Source organism: Stenotrophomonas sp. LC732, from assembly GCF_052446685.1.
In the GTDB taxonomy this organism is placed as follows: Bacteria; Pseudomonadota; Gammaproteobacteria; order Xanthomonadales; family Xanthomonadaceae; genus Stenotrophomonas; species Stenotrophomonas muris.
In genome coordinates this window covers 1555286-1572252 of record NZ_CP199214.1, presented here as the reverse complement: position 1 = coordinate 1572252, position 16967 = coordinate 1555286, and the positions used below count along the sequence as shown (strand labels likewise).

Annotated in this window: 21 protein-coding genes; 3 read left to right on the top strand and 18 right to left on the bottom strand. The window is 67.2% G+C overall.

What is annotated here, in order from left to right; genetic code table 11:
• Position 1: 1 nt before the first annotated feature.
• The 8 genes from ACT6SE_RS07680 to rlmE all read right to left on the bottom strand — a co-directional run bounded on the left by ACT6SE_RS07680 (position 2) and on the right by rlmE (position 7558).
• Entirely contained in the window at positions 2-496 is a 495-nt protein-coding gene (locus tag ACT6SE_RS07680) for a CinA family protein (protein WP_041864135.1), read from the bottom strand.
• A gap of 119 nt (positions 497-615) precedes the next feature.
• On the bottom strand, positions 616-1926 hold the full coding sequence (gene hflX / locus ACT6SE_RS07675; protein WP_046429913.1) for a ribosome rescue GTPase HflX: 1311 nt from the start codon (positions 1924-1926) through the stop codon (positions 616-618).
• Positions 1927-1940: 14 nt separating this feature from the next.
• A complete protein-coding gene (gene hfq / locus ACT6SE_RS07670) occupies positions 1941-2216 on the bottom strand; it encodes an RNA chaperone Hfq (protein WP_004152891.1) in 276 nt (91 codons plus the stop codon).
• 96 nt (positions 2217-2312) lie between these two features.
• Positions 2313-3266, bottom strand: a complete 954-nt coding sequence (gene miaA, locus ACT6SE_RS07665) for a tRNA (adenosine(37)-N6)-dimethylallyltransferase MiaA (protein ID WP_014646715.1) — start codon at positions 3264-3266, stop codon at positions 2313-2315.
• Positions 3266-4162, bottom strand: a complete 897-nt coding sequence (gene folP / locus ACT6SE_RS07660; RefSeq protein WP_046429911.1) for a dihydropteroate synthase — start codon at positions 4160-4162, stop codon at positions 3266-3268. Before folP ends, miaA begins: the two co-directional genes overlap by 1 nt.
• Before the next feature lie 474 nt (positions 4163-4636).
• Entirely contained in the window at positions 4637-4822 is a 186-nt protein-coding gene (locus tag ACT6SE_RS07655; RefSeq protein ID WP_014646713.1) for a hypothetical protein, read from the bottom strand.
• Between the two features lie 99 nt (positions 4823-4921).
• On the bottom strand, positions 4922-6856 hold the full coding sequence (gene ftsH / locus ACT6SE_RS07650) for an ATP-dependent zinc metalloprotease FtsH (protein ID WP_005409015.1): 1935 nt from the start codon (positions 6854-6856) through the stop codon (positions 4922-4924).
• 69 nt (positions 6857-6925) lie between these two features.
• Positions 6926-7558, bottom strand: a complete 633-nt coding sequence (gene rlmE, locus ACT6SE_RS07645; RefSeq protein ID WP_005409014.1) for a 23S rRNA (uridine(2552)-2'-O)-methyltransferase RlmE — start codon at positions 7556-7558, stop codon at positions 6926-6928.
• 65 nt (positions 7559-7623) lie between these two features.
• Between rlmE and yhbY the strand changes: the two genes are divergently transcribed.
• Entirely contained in the window at positions 7624-7929 is a 306-nt protein-coding gene (yhbY, locus tag ACT6SE_RS07640; RefSeq protein WP_014646711.1) for a ribosome assembly RNA-binding protein YhbY, read from the top strand.
• 13 nt (positions 7930-7942) lie between these two features.
• The gene (locus ACT6SE_RS07635; RefSeq protein ID WP_014646710.1) at positions 7943-8317 is read left to right on the top strand and encodes an Mth938-like domain-containing protein; all 375 of its coding nucleotides are present in this window, start codon (positions 7943-7945) and stop codon (positions 8315-8317) included.
• 27 nt (positions 8318-8344) lie between these two features.
• Here ACT6SE_RS07635 and ACT6SE_RS07630 read toward each other — a convergent pair whose 3' ends face one another.
• The 5 genes from ACT6SE_RS07630 to surE form a co-directional block, all read right to left on the bottom strand.
• Positions 8345-8833 carry a hypothetical protein gene (locus tag ACT6SE_RS07630; protein ID WP_046429909.1) on the bottom strand — a complete coding sequence of 163 codons (489 nt, stop codon included), beginning with the start codon at positions 8831-8833 and terminating at the stop codon, positions 8345-8347.
• A 487-nt stretch (positions 8834-9320) separates the two neighbouring features.
• A complete protein-coding gene (locus ACT6SE_RS07625; RefSeq protein WP_046429908.1) occupies positions 9321-10106 on the bottom strand; it encodes a peptidoglycan DD-metalloendopeptidase family protein in 786 nt (261 codons plus the stop codon).
• Positions 10103-10717, bottom strand: a complete 615-nt coding sequence (locus tag ACT6SE_RS07620) for a YqaA family protein (RefSeq protein WP_014646707.1) — start codon at positions 10715-10717, stop codon at positions 10103-10105. Before ACT6SE_RS07620 ends, ACT6SE_RS07625 begins: the two co-directional genes overlap by 4 nt.
• Positions 10718-10735: 18 nt before the next feature.
• The gene (locus ACT6SE_RS07615) at positions 10736-11413 is read right to left on the bottom strand and encodes a protein-L-isoaspartate(D-aspartate) O-methyltransferase (protein WP_014646706.1); all 678 of its coding nucleotides are present in this window, start codon (positions 11411-11413) and stop codon (positions 10736-10738) included.
• A complete protein-coding gene (surE, locus tag ACT6SE_RS07610; RefSeq protein WP_032959183.1) occupies positions 11410-12189 on the bottom strand; it encodes a 5'/3'-nucleotidase SurE in 780 nt (259 codons plus the stop codon). The genes ACT6SE_RS07615 and surE overlap by 4 nt, the downstream gene beginning before the upstream one ends.
• 209 nt (positions 12190-12398) lie before the next feature.
• Between surE and ACT6SE_RS07605 the strand changes: the two genes are divergently transcribed.
• Complete coding sequence (locus tag ACT6SE_RS07605) at positions 12399-12938, top strand: Smr/MutS family protein (protein WP_032959185.1); 540 nt, start codon at positions 12399-12401, stop codon at positions 12936-12938.
• Positions 12939-13007: 69 nt separating this feature from the next.
• On the opposite strand, the gene truD is transcribed toward ACT6SE_RS07605, so the two are convergent.
• The 5 genes from truD to eno are packed head-to-tail and all read right to left on the bottom strand — an operon-like array spanning position 13008 to position 16913.
• Positions 13008-14039: a tRNA pseudouridine(13) synthase TruD gene (gene truD / locus ACT6SE_RS07600; RefSeq protein WP_046429904.1), complete on the bottom strand. Its 1032-nt coding sequence runs from the start codon at positions 14037-14039 to the stop codon at positions 13008-13010.
• On the bottom strand, positions 14036-14533 hold the full coding sequence (ispF, locus tag ACT6SE_RS07595) for a 2-C-methyl-D-erythritol 2,4-cyclodiphosphate synthase (RefSeq protein ID WP_014646702.1): 498 nt from the start codon (positions 14531-14533) through the stop codon (positions 14036-14038). The genes truD and ispF overlap by 4 nt, the downstream gene beginning before the upstream one ends.
• Before the next feature lie 34 nt (positions 14534-14567).
• On the bottom strand, positions 14568-15266 hold the full coding sequence (gene ispD / locus ACT6SE_RS07590) for a 2-C-methyl-D-erythritol 4-phosphate cytidylyltransferase (protein WP_014646701.1): 699 nt from the start codon (positions 15264-15266) through the stop codon (positions 14568-14570).
• Complete coding sequence (gene ftsB, locus ACT6SE_RS07585; RefSeq protein ID WP_005412924.1) at positions 15263-15616, bottom strand: cell division protein FtsB; 354 nt, start codon at positions 15614-15616, stop codon at positions 15263-15265. Before ftsB ends, ispD begins: the two co-directional genes overlap by 4 nt.
• Before the next feature lie 4 nt (positions 15617-15620).
• Positions 15621-16913 (bottom strand): phosphopyruvate hydratase, encoded by a 1293-nt coding sequence (eno, locus tag ACT6SE_RS07580; protein ID WP_046429903.1) that lies wholly within the window; start codon positions 16911-16913, stop codon positions 15621-15623.
• Positions 16914-16967: the final 54 nt, after the last annotated feature.

The window sequence follows — 16967 nt, the reverse complement described above, 5'->3', positions numbered from 1 at the left end:
GTCACAGCTGGGCGTCGATACCGCGCAATGCCGCCGCCACGGTTTGCCGGCGGATGGCTTCGCGGTCGCCATCGAACTGGAACAGCTCGGCGCGGGCGTAGCCACCGCGGCGCTTCCAGCCGATCCAGACACTGCCGACTGGCTTGTCCGGACTGCCACCGCCGGGGCCGGCGATACCGGTCACCGCCACGGCGATGCCGGCACCGGAATTGACCAGCGCACCGGACACCATCTCCAGAACGGTTTCGCGACTGACCGCGCCGAACTGTTCCAGCGTCTGCGCACGCACGCCCAGCAGGCGCTGCTTGGCTTCATAGCTGTAGACCACCATGCCGCAGTCGAAGAACGCCGAAGAACCGGCGATGTCGGTCATGCACTTGGCGATCCAGCCGCCACTGCAGCTTTCGGCCGTGACCAGCTGCAGCGAGGCCTGCTGCAGGCGCTGCCCGAGCGCGGCGGACTGGGTGTTGAGATCGGCGTCGGTGGGGATGGACATCGGCATGACGGTGGGGTGAAGAACCCCGTTGTACCGCAGATGACAGCCGGATGTCGCGCCCCTCCGGCACGATTGCGTGGCCGGCCAGCGGCCGGCACTACCAGCCATGGGCCGCTAGCTCACCACACCGGCAGTTTCTCCGGCAACAGCGCCCGGATCGGCGCGCCATCGGCACTGGCGGCCAGCTTCTCGGCTTCGGCAATCGGCAGGTCCACCTGCAGCAGCCAGCCCTCTTCATCGGCCTGTTCGCTGCGGATCACTTCCAGCTGGTGCAGGCGCGCACGCAGGCGGCCGGCATCCGGCGGCAGGCGCAATTCACCGGTCACGTGCTGCAGGCCCAGGCGCTTGCCCAGCACTGCCTGCAGCAGCTCAAGGCCCTGCCCGTCACGCGCGGAAATCCAGACACGTTCACGACGCGACTCGTCGGGCACGCCATCCTGGCCATCGTGGCGGACGTCGGCACCGTCGATGCGGTCGATCTTGTTGAACACCAGCAGCTGCGGCAGGTCACCGGCACCGACCGCGGTCAGCACCTCGTCCACCTGGGCGATGCGCTCCTCGCGGTGCGGATCGGCGGCGTCGACCACATGCAGCAGGAAATCGGCCTCGCGTGCCTCGGACAGCGTCGAGCGGAACGCGGCGACCAGATCATGCGGCAGGTCGCGGACGAAACCGACGGTGTCGGCCAGCACCACGCTGCCGCCCGGGACCGCGATGCGGCGCACGGTCGGGTCCAGCGTGGCGAACAGCTGGTCGGCGGCATAGGCCTCGGCGCCGGTCATGGCGTTGAACAGGGTCGATTTGCCGGCGTTGGTGTAGCCCACCAGGGCCACGCGCGGCAGCTCGCTGCGCACACGCGCACGGCGCATCTGGGTGCGCTGCACTTCAACCTTCTCCAGGCGCTTCTGCAGCTGCTCGACCCGCTTCTGCAACAGGCGGCGGTCGGTTTCCAGCTGGGTTTCACCCGGGCCACGCAGGCCGATCGAACCGCCGCGCTGGCGCTCCAGGTGGGTCCAGCCGCGAACCAATCGCGTAGCCAAGTGACGCAGCTGCGCCAGCTCGACCTGCAGCTTGCCCTCGTGGCTGTGTGCACGCTGGGCAAAGATGTCCAGGATCAGACCGGTGCGGTCGATCACCCGGCGCTCGAGGAAGCGTTCCAGGTTGCGCTCCTGACCCGGGCTCAGCGCATGGTTGACCAGGATCAGGTCGGCGCCACTGGCAGCGGCCGCGGCCTTGATCTCGTCCAGCTTGCCGCTGCCGATCAGGGTTGACGGATTCGGACGGTCCAGGCGCGCGGTGATCGTCGCGGCGATGCTGGCCCCAGCCGAGCGGGCCAGATCACCGAACTCTTCCAGCACATCGTCTTCCAGCTTGCCGAAATGGGGCTGGATCAACAGGGCGTGTTCGCCCTTTTTCGAGCGGTCAAACATTCACCGCTCCGGTATTACTCGTCTGCTTCATCACCTGCCTGACCACCTTCACCCGACTGCACGTAACCACCGCCCGGACCGACCTTCACGTTGCGTGCCGGAACCACCGTGGAAATGGCGTGCTTGTAGACCATCTGACTGACCGTGTTGCGCAGCAGGACCACGAACTGGTCGAACGACTCGATCGTGCCCTGCAGCTTGATGCCGTTCACCAGGTACACCGAAACCGGCACGCGCTCGCGCCGCAGTGCGTTCAAGAAAGGATCCTGCAGCGATTGCCCCTTGGACATTGCACACTCCTGATTATTGTTCTTATTGGGTTGCCGACGGTTGCCACGGCCCCCGAGCCGCCCGCCGACCGATGATGTTACACGGCTGGCGGGGGTTCAGCGTGCGACGAAGGCCGACACCGCGCCGGCAAGGCGCTCCTGGTCGATATGGGGGTCGAACCAGCGCGCATCAAGCTCGCCGCGCAGCCACGTCAGCTGGCGCTTGGCCAGCTGGCGGGTGGCGAAGATCGCCTTGTCACGGAAACGGGCGGCATCACCCTCCCCGTCCAGGTACTCCCAGGCCTGGCGATAGCCGACCGCACGCACCGCCGGCAGGTCCAACGGGGCCTCCACGGCGGCCATTTCCGGCATCGCGCGCAGTGCCCGCACTTCGTCCAGGAAGCCCTGCGCCAGCATGGTGTCGAAGCGCGCCTCGATGCGCTGGTGCAGTACCGCGCGGTCACGCGGGGCCAGGATCAGCTTGAGGGTGCGCACCGGCAGCGGCGCCACGCCCGGACGGCGCTGCCATTCAGTGATGGGCGTGCCGGTCAGGCGATAGACCTCCAGTGCCCGCTGGATGCGTTGCGGGTCGGTGGCATGGATGCGTGCGGCGGCGGCCGGATCGACCTCGGCCAGCTCTGCGTGCAATGCCGCCCAGCCCCGCTCGGCCGCCTCGGTGCTGAGTGCTTCGCGCATCACCGGGTCGGCCTCCGGCATCGGCGACAGGCCCTGCAGCAGGGCCCGGAAGTACAGCCCCGTGCCACCTGCCAGGATCGGCGTTTTGCCGCGTGCCACGATGTCGGCCACGACCCGGCCGGCATCGGCGGCGAACTCGGCCGCCGAATAGGTCTGCCAGGGATCGCGCAGGTCCAGCAGATGGTGCGGCGCCTGTGCACGCTCGGCCGCATCAGGCTTGGCCGAGCCGATGTCCAGGTGGCGGTATACCAGCGCCGAATCGACGCTGACGATTTCGCCGTCCAGTTGCTGTGCCAAAGCGATTGCGGTGGCGGTCTTGCCACTGGCGGTCGGCCCCATCACGGCGATCGCCAGCGGCCGCCGATCGACGCCCATCAGTCTTCGTCCGGCCAGCGGATCGTCGGCGCAGCGTCGGCACGCGGCGTCGGCACGGCCTCCACTGCCTGCCAGATCTTCAGCGCATCGACGGTGGCCGCCACGTCATGCACGCGCACGATGCGCGCGCCACGTTGGACCGCGATCAGGTGCGCGGCCACCGAAGCCGCCACGCGTTCGGAGGGCGTGTCGCGGCCAGTGAGTTCTCCCAGGCTGCGCTTGCGTGACAGGCCGGCCAGCACCGGCACCCCCAGTTCCAGGAAGCGCTCCGAACGCGCCAGCAGGGTCATGTTGTGGGCGGTGCTCTTGCCGAAGCCAAAACCAAGGTCGATCAGCAGGTTCTTCTTCGCAATGCCCGCCATCTCGGCAGCGAACAGGCGCTGCACCAGGAAACCATGCACCTCGGCGACCACGTCGTCGTAGTGCGGATCGGCCTGCATGTGGCCCGGCTCGCCCTGCATGTGCATCAGCACCACCGGCACGCCGCTTTCGGCGGCAGCTTCAAGCGCACCGCCCTGGCGCAGGGCGAAGATGTCGTTGATCATGCCGGCGCCAGCGGCCACCGCCGCGCGCATCACCTCCGGCTTGAAGGTATCGATGCTGATCGGCACCCGGGTGCGGGCGGCCAGCTGCTCGATCACCGGAATCACCCGGCGCAGCTCCTCCTCGACCGATACCGGCGCAGCGCCCGGGCGGGTCGATTCGCCGCCGATATCGAGCAGGTCGGCGCCCTCCTCGACCAGCTTCAGGCCATGGGCGACCGCAGCCTCGGTGGTGTCATGCGCGCCGCCATCGGAGAAGGAGTCCGGGGTGACGTTGACGATGCCCATGACCCGGGCACGGTCCAGGCGCAGGATGCGGCCGGCGCAATCGAGCTGGGGCGAGGTATCGAACATGGGCAATCCTGCAGGGACGACGGCGGGTAGTTTAGTTCGGCAGGGCGGCGCCCTGCACCCGCAGAGGCCCGGGCTACAGCAACAGCTGAAGCAACAGCCGAAGCAACAGCAGGTGTACTGAGGGATGGCGTGGGGTCAGATCCGTTTTCCTACGGAAAACGCATCTGACCCCGAATTGATTCGATATCTGACAGAGATTCATCCACGCATGGCGAGGATCTACCGTGTCGACCAAGGTCGACACCTACCAACAGCGGCCGGAATCTGTCAGAGGTGGGGCGGTGTCGGAGGGCGGGGTGTCAGCCGTATGGATGCGGCTGCCAAGCCCCCATGGATGGGTTCACGGCGTCCCCGCACTCCGACACCGCCCCGCCACCCCACGGAATGTTGCTGTTGCTGTTGCTGTTGCTGCTGAGGTTGCCGGCCAGCGGCCGGCACTACCGCGGGTGCAGGGCGAAGCCCTGCGGACACCCCTCAACGGCGGCGGCGCTTGCGGTCCACGTACAGGGTTCTGGCGATGCTCAGCACGATGCCGACACCGATACCCACCACGCAGCCCAGCAGCAGGTTGTCGGCGCCCAGCCCTACGCCCACGCCGACCACGGTGGCGATGATCATTTCGGCGGTGTGGGAAATCGGTTCAGGCTTCGGGGCGGACATGCAGGCTCCAGCATCAGTTCGGTTCGGAAGGGGCCGAAGGCCCGGAAACGACAAGGCCGGGTTTCCCCGGCCTCGTCTGGTGTTACGTGCAGCGGGCCGTCAATGCGATTCGGCCGGGCCTGCGATCGGCGGCAGCGGGCGGGCGTCGCCGCCCTTGTCGTTGCCACCGTCCTTGTTCGACTTGCTCCAGCCCGCCGGCGGCGGCGGATCGCGGCCTTCCATGATGGCGTCGATCTGCGGTGCGTCGATGGTCTCGTACTGCAGCAGCAGCTGCGACATCGCATGCAGCTTGTCGATGTTCTCGGTCAACAGCTGGGTGGTGCGGGCATAGGCCTTGTCGAGGATGTTGCGCACTTCCTCGTCGATCCGGCGCGCCGTGTCGTTGGACACGCTCTTGTGCTGGGTGACCGAACGCCCCAGGAACACCTCGTCGTCCTCTTCGCCATAGGCGATCGGGCCGAGCTGCTCCGACAGGCCCCACTTGGTGACCATGTTGCGGGCCATCTTGGTTGCGCGCTCGATGTCGTTGGAGGCGCCGGTGGTGACCTTGTCCTCGCCGAAGATCAGCTCTTCGGCGACACGGCCGCCGTACAGGGAGCACAGCTGCGACTGGATCGCCACGCGGTTCATCGAGTACTTGTCGCCTTCCGGCAGGTACATCGTCACGCCCAGCGCACGGCCGCGCGGAATGATGGTGACCTTGTAGACCGGATCGTGCTCGGGCACCAGGCGGCCGACGATGGCGTGACCCGCTTCGTGGTACGCGGTCAGGGTCTTCTCGTCCTCGCTCATGGCCATCGAGCGGCGCTCGGCACCCATCAGGATCTTGTCGCGGGCACGGTCGAAGTGGTCCATGCGGACTTCCTTCTCGTTGCCGCGCGCGGCGAACAGGGCCGCCTCGTTGCAGAGGTTGGCCAGGTCGGCGCCGGAGAAGCCGGGGGTACCACGTGCGATCACCATCGGCTCGACATCGTCGGCCAGCGGCAGCTTGCGCATGTGGACCTTCAGGATGTGCTCGCGGCCCTTCACGTCCGGCAGGCCGACCACCACCTGGCGGTCGAAACGGCCCGGACGCAGCAGCGCCGGATCCAGCACGTCCGGACGGTTGGTCGCGGCGATCACGATCACGCCTTCGCCGCCTTCAAAACCGTCCATCTCGACCAGCAGCTGGTTCAGGGTCTGCTCGCGCTCGTCATGACCGCCGCCCAGGCCGGCGCCACGGTGGCGACCGACGGCATCGATTTCGTCGATGAAGATGATGCACGGGGCGTGCTTCTTGGCCTGCTCGAACATGTCACGCACGCGGCTGGCGCCCACGCCGACGAACATTTCCACGAAGTCCGAACCGGAGATCGAGAAGAACGGCACCTTGGCTTCGCCGGCAATGGCCTTGGCCAGCAGCGTCTTGCCGGTACCCGGCGGGCCCACCATCAGCACGCCGCGCGGAATCTTGCCGCCCAGCTTGGTGAACTTGGACGGGTCGCGCAGGAAGTCGACCAGCTCGCCCACTTCTTCCTTGGCCTCGTCGCAGCCGGCGACGTCGGCGAAGGTGACCTTGATCTGGTCCTCGCCCTGCAGCTTGGCGCGCGACTTGCCGAAGGACATCGCGCCCTTGGCACCGCCACCACCGCCCTGCATCTGGCGCATGATGAACAACCAGAAGCCGATGATCAGGATGACCGGCAGGAAATTCATCAGGATCGCGCCCAGGGAGATGCCGCTGGACGGCTCCTCCTGCACGATCTCCACGTTCTTGGTGCGCAGCACGTTGATCAGGTCACGATCGAACGGCGCGGTGATGGTGGACGACTGCCCACCGCGGGTGGTGTAGGTCAGCTGGCTGGTGCCGCCGCGCATGTCGCCGCCGAAGGCGACCTTCTGCACGTTGCCGCTGTCCACCTGGTCCAGGAACTGCGAGTACGACGCGCCCTGCGCGCCGGCCCCGGAGGACTTCGGCGAGAAGCTCTGGAAGACCACCATCAGCACGACGGCGACGACCACCCATAGCAGGAGGTTCTTGGTCAAGTCGTTCATCCTCATTGGCTCCGGTGTTCCTCTCAGTGCTGGCGTTGCGTTGGGGTCGAACTTGCGTACGTTGCGAGCTTACTTCATGTGGGCGCGTTTTCCCTGACCCAAGGCATACACCTCGGGAGAGCGCTTGCGCGACGCCTCCGGCTTGCGGATGGAGACCTTGTCGTAACGGCGGCGCATGTCGCGCACGTAGTCGTCAAAGCCCTCACCTTGGAACAGCTTGATCAGGAACGCCCCACCGGTCTTCAGGTGGTTGTCGGCAAAATCCAGGGCCAGCTCCGCCAGGTGCATCATCCGCGGCTGGTCGACCGCGCCTACACCACTCTTATTGGGGGCCATGTCCGACAGCACAAGGTCTACCGGCTGATCCCCGAGCATGGCTTCAAACTGCGATAGGACGGCTTCTTCCCTGAAGTCACCATGAAGGAACTCCACGCCGGCCAGCGGCGGCATGTCCAGGATGTCCAGCGCCAGCACACGACCGGTGTCCCCGATCTGTCTCCGAACCTGCTGAGACCAGCCGCCGGGGGCCGCGCCAAGGTCGACCACCACCATGTGCGGCTTCAGCAGGCGGTCACGTTCGAGCAGCTCCTCGAGCTTGTAGGCGGCGCGCGAGCGCATGCCCTCGGCCTGCGCCTTCTTCACGAAGGGGTCGGAGAAGTGTTCCTTGAGCCAGCGCTGGCTGCTTTTGCTGCGGGTAGCCATTGAAAATAGGGGCTGATGGGGTCCTCATGATACCCTGATCGTCCCATTCAACCGTGTTTTCCTGCATGTCCATCGCCCTGACCGCCTCCCAGACCCGTTTCCTGCGCGGCCAAGCCCACGACCTGAAGGCCCTGCTGCAGACCGGCGGCAAGGGTGTGACCCCAGCCTTCATCGCGGAGCTGAACGAAGTGCTGGAGCGCCACGAACTGGTCAAGGTGAAGGTCGCCGCAGAGGATCGCGACGCCCGTGACGCGATGATCGGCGAGATCGTCGAAGCCACCGAAAGCGCGCTGGTGCAGCGCATCGGCCACGTCGCGGTGCTGTACCGCCCGAGCAAGGAACAGCGCCAGATCGTGCTGCCGCGCGGCTGATCGTCCTACCGTCATGCAGCTGAACCACGAACCGCCGGATTACGCCTACAGCCTGCGTGCCGCAGATGGCCGCTCGGCCAAGGTGAATGACCAGGTGCTGGGCGGCAGTTTCTTCCTCACCCCGGACCAACTGGTCACGCACTGGCCGGTGGCAAGTGCCGCCGCGCTGCAGTTGGCGGACCTGGAGCCGATCCTGGCGCTGAATCCGGCGCTGATCGTGCTCGGCACGGGAGACCGTCAGGTATTCCCGCCCGCGGTGGTGATGGCCGCCTGTCTGTCGCGTGGCATCGGCCTGGAGGTGATGAACAATCCGGCCGCCGCGCGCACCTTCAACATTCTGGCCGGCGAAGGCCGCAAGGTCGCGGCCGCCTTCATCCTGGAAGGCTGAGTTCGAGCCGCCGGGTGCGCCCGGGCACTAGCTGCCCGAAGGTGTGCAGCGGAACGCGGAGAACGCCTGCAGCCGACCGATCAGGTTGCCACCCTGCCCCCAGCGGATATCCATGACCTTCCAGTCCGGGCCCTGCCGCTGCAGCAGGACCCGGTCGGTCCAGCGATAGTCGCCCACGGCCATGTCGACATGGACCCAGGTGGCGTCACCGCTCGATCCTGGCGCTCCCACCGTTATCGTCTCCGGCCGGTCCGGCGCCAACAGATACGGGCTCTGGTCGAGCATGTGCGGCTTCTCGTCGGGCGCGGCCAGTGCGGTGCAGGCCTGTTCATATGCACGCTGCGCATCGATGGCTGAGCGGAGGGCATCACCCAGCAGCGGAGCAATCGCCGTTTCGTTCGACTGCGGCGCCTGGATGGCGTCGTAGAGGCGGGTGACCACGTCACGTGGATCGCTGGCGGCGGTCGCCAACGGCGCGACGATGAGCAGCGCGAAAAGGGCTGTTGGGCGAGACATGCGGCACCGGATCGGGAGGCTGGTTCCGTTGAAGCATGCCGCTTCCCTGGCTTGTCGGGAAGCTTGAGATGTGCCACTCAAGGTCGCAAACGGCCACCCACGGCGGCCAGCGTACAGTGAGTCGAGCACGGCTCGACGCTACAGGTCGGGAACGCCGAGCATTGCCCGGCGCCACCCGATCCCACTGCCTCAACGCGCCGGCAGGTACTGCTGCGGGTCGACCGGCTTGCCGTTGTAGCGGGTGAGCCGGCGGTGTTTGCGGCCCATGGGCCGCACCGTCGGCGAACGCCCGGCGCGCTGCGCCGGGCCGGGGATCCGCCCGGATTATGAATCGACGATCAGCGCGCCGGCAGGTATTGCTGCGGGTCGACCGGCTTGCCGTTGTAGCGGGTGAGCCGGCGGTGTTTGCGGCCCATGGGCCGCACCGTCGGCGAACGCCCGGCGCGCTGCGCCGGGCCGGGGATCCGCCCGGATTATGAATCGACGATCAGCGCGCCGGCAGGTACTGCTGCGGGTCGACCGGCTTGCCGTTGTAGCGGATCTCGAAGTGGACCATGTCGCGGTTCGCACCGGTGCGGCCCATCTCGGCGATCTGCTCACCGGCCTTCACGCTCTGCCCCTCATTCACCAGGCGCTTGCGGTTGTGGCCATAGGCCGACAGCCACTGGTCGCTGTGCTTGATGATGATCAGCTCGCCGTAGCCGACCAGGCCGGCGCCGGAGTACACCACCACACCGTTGGCGGTGGCCTTGACCGGCTGGCCGCTGGTACCGGCGATGTCCACGCCCTGCTTGGTCGCATCGCCGGCAACGTAGCGGCCGACGATCGCGCCGTCGGCCGGCCAGCGCCAGGCGATGTTGCTCTTCACCGGACCGGCCGGCGCCGGAGTTGGCGCCGTGCTGCCGGCGCTGCTGCCGCCCGGGCGCGGCGCGGTGACCACCGTGGTCGGCGCGCGGCCGCCGCTGGCACCGGCCGGATACAGCCGGATCACCTGCCCCGGATGGATGGTCGAGGGGTTGTCCAGGCTGTTCCAGGCAATCAGGTCGGCCGGGGTGATGTCATGGATGCGGGCCAGCGCATAGATGGTGTCGCCCTTGCGCACCACCACGGTCTGCCCGGGCTTGGGCACCGAGGTCTTCGGCGTGGTCACACCACCACCGGTGCTGCCACCACCAGGACGAACCACAGTGGCGGTGCCGCAGGCGGCCAGGGTGGAAACCAGCAACGCCAGCGCGCCGATGCGCACTCCCTTGCTCAGACGATCAGGACTCATGCGAACTTCGACCTCCATACAAGCCAGGCGATCAGCACCACCACCAACGCGGTGGCGATCCAGCCCAGCGGTTCAATCCAGCGACGCAGTGCCGCTTCAGCACGCGCACCACCGATACGGATGACCGCAGCCAGCACGAACACGCGCTTGCCGCGACCGATCAGCATGCTCAACAGGTACTGCGGCATCGGTACGCCGACGATACCCGATGCCCACGTGAAGACCTTCATCGGGATGGGCATGAAGCCGCCCAGCACCAGGAAGGTGAACACCGCCCACGGCGATTCGGCCATCTTCGCCTGCACGGTGGTGATGCCCTGCTCGATCGCCGGCAGCATGCCCAGCACTTCAAACAGCGGCTTGATCGCCTCGAAAGCGTAGTGACCCAGCGCGTAGCCGACCAGCGCACCGACCATCGAGCCGGCCAGGCTGAGGGTGGCAAACCACCAGCCGCGCTTGGGCTGGGCCACGCACATCGGCGCCAGCATCACCTCCGGCATCACCGGGAAGATGATCGCCTCGAAGAAGCTCAACACCGTCAGATAGGTCGGCGCGCGTTCGTGCGCCGCCCACTTCATCGCCCGCTCGTACAGCGGCCCGAAAATCTTCATGCAACCCTGCTCCGTGGATTAGTCGAGCATGCCAGACAGCAGCGGCACGAACGTGACCGGCGCCAGCACGTGTTGTTCGATGCTGCCGTCGGCCTTGCGGTCCAGCTGTACCAGCGACTGCGCCCCAGGGCCACCGACCGGCGCCACCAGGCGGCCGCCTTCGGCCAGCTGCTCGATCAGGGCGTCGACCAGTGCCGGCGCCGCCGCAGTGACCACGATGGCATCGAACGGGCCGTGCTCGGCCCAGCCGACGCGGCCGTCGTCGTGCTTGGTGCGGATGTTCATGCCCAGCGCACGGAAGCGCTTGCGGGCCTGGCGCAGCAGATCACCAATGCGCTCCACGGTGTAGACCTCCAGGCCCAACGCGCCAAGGATGGCGGCCTGGTAACCGGAACCGGTGCCGACTTCCAGCACCCGCTTCGGCGAGACCTGCAGCACTGCCTCGGTCATCCGCGCAACCACCCAGGGCTGCGAGATGGTCTGGCCATGGCCGATCGGCAGCGCGGTGTCTTCATAGGCACGCGAGGCCAGGGCTTCATCGATGAACAGATGGCGCGGCACCACCCGGATCGCGTTCAAGGTCGGCTCGTCGACGATGCCGGCTTCGCGCAGGCGGTCGACCAGGCGGTCACGCACGCGCTGCGAGGTCATGCCGATACCGACGGCTTCCGGCTGCAATCGCAGGCGTGGGCTCATGCCGGCTGGTCCAGCGCGGCGCTGAGGCCGCCGACCCAGCTGGCGACCTTCTCCAGCGCCTGGTAGCGGGTGAGGTCGACCTGGATCGGGGTGATCGAGATGTGGCCGGTGCGCACCGCGTGGAAATCGGTACCGGGACCGGAATCCTGCTCACGGCCGGCAGGGCCGATCCAGTACACCTCGTTGCCGCGCGGATCCTTCTGCGCGATGCAGCCTTCGGCACGATGGCGGTTGCCGAGGCGGGTGACCTCGAAGCCCTTGACCTCGCTCCACGGTAGGTCCGGCACGTTGACGTTGAGGATGGTGTCGGCCGGCAGCGGATCGGCCTTGAGCCGGGCGACAATCTCCACCGCAGCACGCGCGGCGGTCTCGAAGTGCTTCGGATCGTGGTTGCGGCTGACCAGCGAGACCGCCACCGCCGGCAGGCCGAGGAAGCGACCTTCCATCGCCGCCGAGACGGTGCCGGAATAGATCACGTCGTCGCCGAGATTGGCGGCGTTGTTGATGCCGGACACGACAATGTCAGGCTCGAATTCAAGCAGGCCGGTCAGCGCCAGGTGCACGCAGTCGGTGGGTGTACCGGCCACCGAAACGGTGTAATGGTCGATGCGCTTGAGCCGGATCGGCAGGTCCAGGGTCAGCGAGTTGCTGGCGCCGGAGCGATCGCGGTCGGGCGCAACCACCGTGACTTCGTGACCGGCCTCGCGCAGGACCGCGGCAAGCATCCGGATGCCTGCGGCGTCGACACCATCGTCATTGCTGACCAGGATTCGCATCTTCGATTTAACCGCTTGATTTTCCAAGAATTCGATTCCATCACCGTGCAGTGTGGGCGGGACCGTCGCGCTCCCCTGCGGAAGCGGTCGACCCTGCAAGGGCATCGTCTATTGTGCCGCATGCGGGCCGCCGGTCCTACCCTGTCAGCGGTCACGGCCGACATCGAACCGTCATAGGCAGACCTGCGCCGGCGGTTTACCCTGTGCGCATGTCGCACCCTGATGATGAAGATCCGGCCGCCTTGTTCCGTGCGGCCATCGGCGAAGTGAAGCCGCTGCGCAAGGATGCCGAGCCGGCACCTGCCGCGCCCCGGCCGAAACCGCGTGCGCGCATGGCCGAACGTGACGAGGCCGAAGCGGCCGGCGAGTTCGCCCGGCTGCTGCGCGACAGTGCGCCACTGGAAGCCGGCGACGTGGCCAGCTATCGCCGCGACAACCTGCCACCACGCCTGTTCCAGCGCCTCAAGCGCGGCCAGTACTCGGTGCAGGACGAACTGGATCTGCACGGCGCCACCGCCGCACAGGCCGAAGCCCTGCTGCGCCAGTTCCTGCTGGAAGCGCATGCACACGAGTACGGCTGCGTGCGCATCATCCACGGCAAGGGACTGCAGTCCGATGGCGGCGCACCGGTGCTGAAGAACCTGGTCGATCGCCTGCTGCGGCTGCGCAACGACGTGCTGGCATTCCATTCGGCACCGACCGGACAAGGCGGCACCGGCGCGGTACTGGTGCTGCTGGCGCGGCGTTGAAAAGGGGACGGAGGGAATTAAGTCGTTTGTGCCACAAACGACTTAATTCCCTCCGTCCCCTTTTTTCTGTCAGACCTGCGAGGCGTCTTCGACGGGGCCGAGTTCGTGCAGCACGGCGGTGGCGTAGCAGCCTGGCGGCAACGCGAACGACAGTTCCAGCACGTCGTCGGCCAGCCACTGGTGCTGCAGCAGCGCCGGACGCAGGCGCAACGCGCGGCGCTCCTGCTTCAGGCGCGCATCTTCCAGGCCGGCCCGCAGTGCCTTCGACTCGTCGTCGTCCAGCGCGGCCAGCTCCAGCTCACGCGCAGCGTCGGTGCTGCGCAGCTCGCCTTCGCCCCACAACGGCGCGCTGGGATGGATGTCGAAACGCGCCAGCCGCTCGGCCAGCACATCCGTGTACGGCTCGGGGCCGAACACGCTGCGACTGCCATCGAGCATCCAGACTTCGCCATCGAGCGGCTGGTCCCAGCTGCCCTGCTCCACGCGCGCGGCCAGCACGCGGTTGAACAGCGCCGAACGGGCTGCAGAGAGCAGCAGCGAACGCTGGTCCTTGCGCATGCGGCGGCCACCGAACATCGCCAGTGCAGCCGGCACGTTGCCACCGTCGCGGCCGAAACGCTGTTCACCAAACCAGTTCGGCAGGCCGCGCGCGGCAATCTGCTGCAGGCGCTCGCTGATCGCGGCGGGATCGCCCTGCACCTCGCGCAGCACCAGCTTGAAGCGGTTGCCGGCCAGTGCGCCGCGCTGCAGCTTGCGGTTGTGCCAGGTTGCCTCGATGACTTCGATTTCGTCACTGGCCAACTCGGCCAGGTCCGGCGCAATGCGCTTGGGCAGGTGCACGCTGAAACGCTGGGTGGTGACCGCGTGACGGTCTTTCATGCCGGCGTAACTCACCGCCATTTCCGGCAGGCCCGCCCATTTTGCCAGCACCTTGGCCACATGCACGGTGTTGGCGCCGCGCTTGCGGATGTGCAGCAGCAGATGCTCGCCTTCACCGCTCGCCTCGAACGCCGGCAGTTCATCCACCTGGAAATCGTCCGGCGTGGTGCGGATGCGCGCCGTCAACAACGGCGCACCAAACGCCAACGGCAGCGGGATCATGCCGCCACCAGCAACACGACCGCCTGCGCGGCGATGCCTTCACCACGGCCGGTGAAGCCCAGCTTCTCCGAGGTGGTGGCCTTGACGCTGACCGCGTCCAGCGGCAGCTGCAGCAACCCACCGATGCGCTCACGCATGGCCAGCGCATGCGGGCCGACCTTCGGACGCTCGCAGATCACGGTGATGTCGGTGTTGCCGACGCGCCAGCCGCGCTCGCGCAGCAGGCTGTCGCAGTGGCGCACGAACTCGCTACTGTCGGCGCCCTTCCAGCGGTCGTCACTGGGCGGGAAATGCTGGCCGATGTCACCCAGCGCCAGCGCGCCGAGCATCGCATCGCACAGGGCGTGCAGGATCACGTCGCCGTCGCTGTGTGCAAGCACGCCGCAGCTGTGCGGCACGTTCACCCCGCCGAGCATGATGTGGTCGCCTTCACCGAAGGCATGGACGTCGTAGCCCTGGCCGATGCGGACGGGCGGGAACGGTGCGGTGCTCATGGATGCAACCCTTGCTGCAGGGCCGCGCGGACGGTCAGCCGGCGCGGCGGGAAAGTACGAATTCGAACCGGTCCAGATCGGCCGGGGTGGTGACCTTGAAGTTGTCCTCGCTGCCCTCGACCAGCAGCGGGCGCTGGCCCTGGCGCTCCATGGCCATGGCCTCATCGGTGACTTCAACACCGGCGGCGGCGGCTTCGGACAGCGCGCGGCTGAGCTGGTGGCGGCGGAACAGTTGTGGTGTCAGTGCGCGCCACAGCCGCTCGCGCGGCTCGGTGCCATCGATGCCACCGTCGTCGCCCGCACGCTTGAGGGTGTCGCGTACCGGTGCGGCCAGGATCGCCCCGACCGGATCGGCACGACCGACTTCAAGCAGGCGGCCGAGATCGACCAGGGACAGGTTCGGCCGCGCGGCATCGTGGACCAGCACGAATTCATCAGCGCGCACCGTCTCCGGCAGCGCCTGCAGGCCAGCCAGCACCGAAGCGGCACGGGTCGCGCCACCGATGCAGGTCAGCACCGACTTGCCCGCCCACTCGTTCCAGCCGGGCCAGTCGGCGTCGTCCGGGCCGATCACCACCATCGCCCCGGCCACGGCCGGGTGCGCCAGCAGGGCGTCCAGGGTATGGGCAAGCAGGATCTGCCCGCCCGCCTGCAGGTACTGCTTGGGCAACGGCGCGCCAAAGCGGGTGCCACGGCCAGCAGCCGGAACCACGACCCAGATCGCCGCACTCATGGCACGTCCGCCGGGTGGTCGCCAACCTGCGCACTGACACCTGCCGCAGGCTGCGCCGGGTGGACCGGCGCATCCTCGACCACGCGATAGAACTTCTCGCCGGGCTTGATCATGCCCAGCTCGCTGCGCGCGCGTTCCTCGATGGCGGACTGGCCTTCCTTGAGGTCCTTCACTTCCGCAGCGAGCGCATCATTGCGCTGCTGCAGGCCCTCATTGTCCCGCTCCTGGTTGGCGACCTGGGCTTCGAGCATCATCACTTCACCCGAATTGCCCGGACCAAACCAGAAGCGGTACTGCAGCCAGCCCAGCAACAGGGCCAGCACCAGCAGCATCCAGCGCCAGTCGCGCATCGGCTCAGCGCTTCAGCGAAACGAACGCGTCACGACCGGCGTAACGCGCGCCGGCGCCGAGGGCTTCCTCGATGCGCAGCAGCTGGTTGTACTTGGCCACGCGATCGCTGCGGCACAGCGAACCGGTCTTGATCTGGGTGGCAGTGGTGGCCACTGCGATGTCGGCGATGGTGGTGTCTTCGGTTTCGCCCGAACGGTGCGAGACCACGGCGGCGTAGCCGGCACGGTCGGCCATGGCGATCGCTTCCAGGGTTTCGCTGAGGGTGCCGATCTGGTTGACCTTGATCAGGATCGCGTTGGCGGTGCCCGAGTCGATGCCTTCCTGGAAGATCTTCGGGTTGGTCACGAACAGGTCGTCGCCGACCAGCTGCACCTTCTTGCCGATGCGGTCGGTCAGCAGCTTCCAGCCGGCCCAGTCATTCTCGGCCAGGCCATCTTCAATCGTGATGATCGGGTACTGCGCGGCCCAGTCGGCGAGGAAGTCGACGAACTGCTCGGAGGTCAGGCGCTTGTTCTCGCCGACCAGGTTGTACTTGCCGTTCTCGAAGAACTCGCTGGAGGCCACGTCCAGGCCCAGCAGCACGTCTTCGCCGGCGGTGTAGCCCGCCTTGCCGATCGCTTCGAGAATGGTGTCCAGCGCTTCGACGTTGCTGCGGAAGTCCGGCGCGAAGCCACCTTCGTCGCCGACCGCGGTGCTCAGGCCATGGCCCTTCAGCACCGACTTCAGCGAATGGAAGATTTCGGTACCGGCACGCAGCGCTTCGGAGAACGAGGTGAAGCCGACCGGCAGCACCATGAACTCCTGGAAGTCGACGTTGTTGTCGGCATGCGCGCCGCCATTGATGATGTTCATCATCGGCACCGGCAGCGCCGGGGTCACGCCGGTCCTGGCAGCCAGGTACTGCCACAGTGCCTGCTTGTTCGATGCAGCGGCGGCATGCGCGGCGGCCATTGAAACACCCAGCAGCGCGTTGGCACCCAGGCGGCCCTTGTTCTCGGTGCCGTCCAGATCGATCAGGCGACGGTCGAGGCCGGCCTGGTCGGTAGCCTCAAAGCCCTTCAGCGCGGCGACAATCGTGGTGTTGACGTTGTCGACGGCCTTGCGCACGCCCTTGCCCAGGTAACGGGTCTTGTCACCGTCACGCAGCTCGACCGCTTCCTTGGTGCCGGTCGAGGCGCCGGAGGGAACCGCGGCACGACCGAACGAACCGTCCTCCAGGATGACTTCGGCTTCCAGCGTGGGGTTGCCACGGCTGTCAAGGATTTCACGGGCGTGGATGCTGCGGATCGTACTCATGGTCGGGCCGGTTACCTGTCTGGAGAGGGGGCGACAAAACGAATGCCGCGTGAT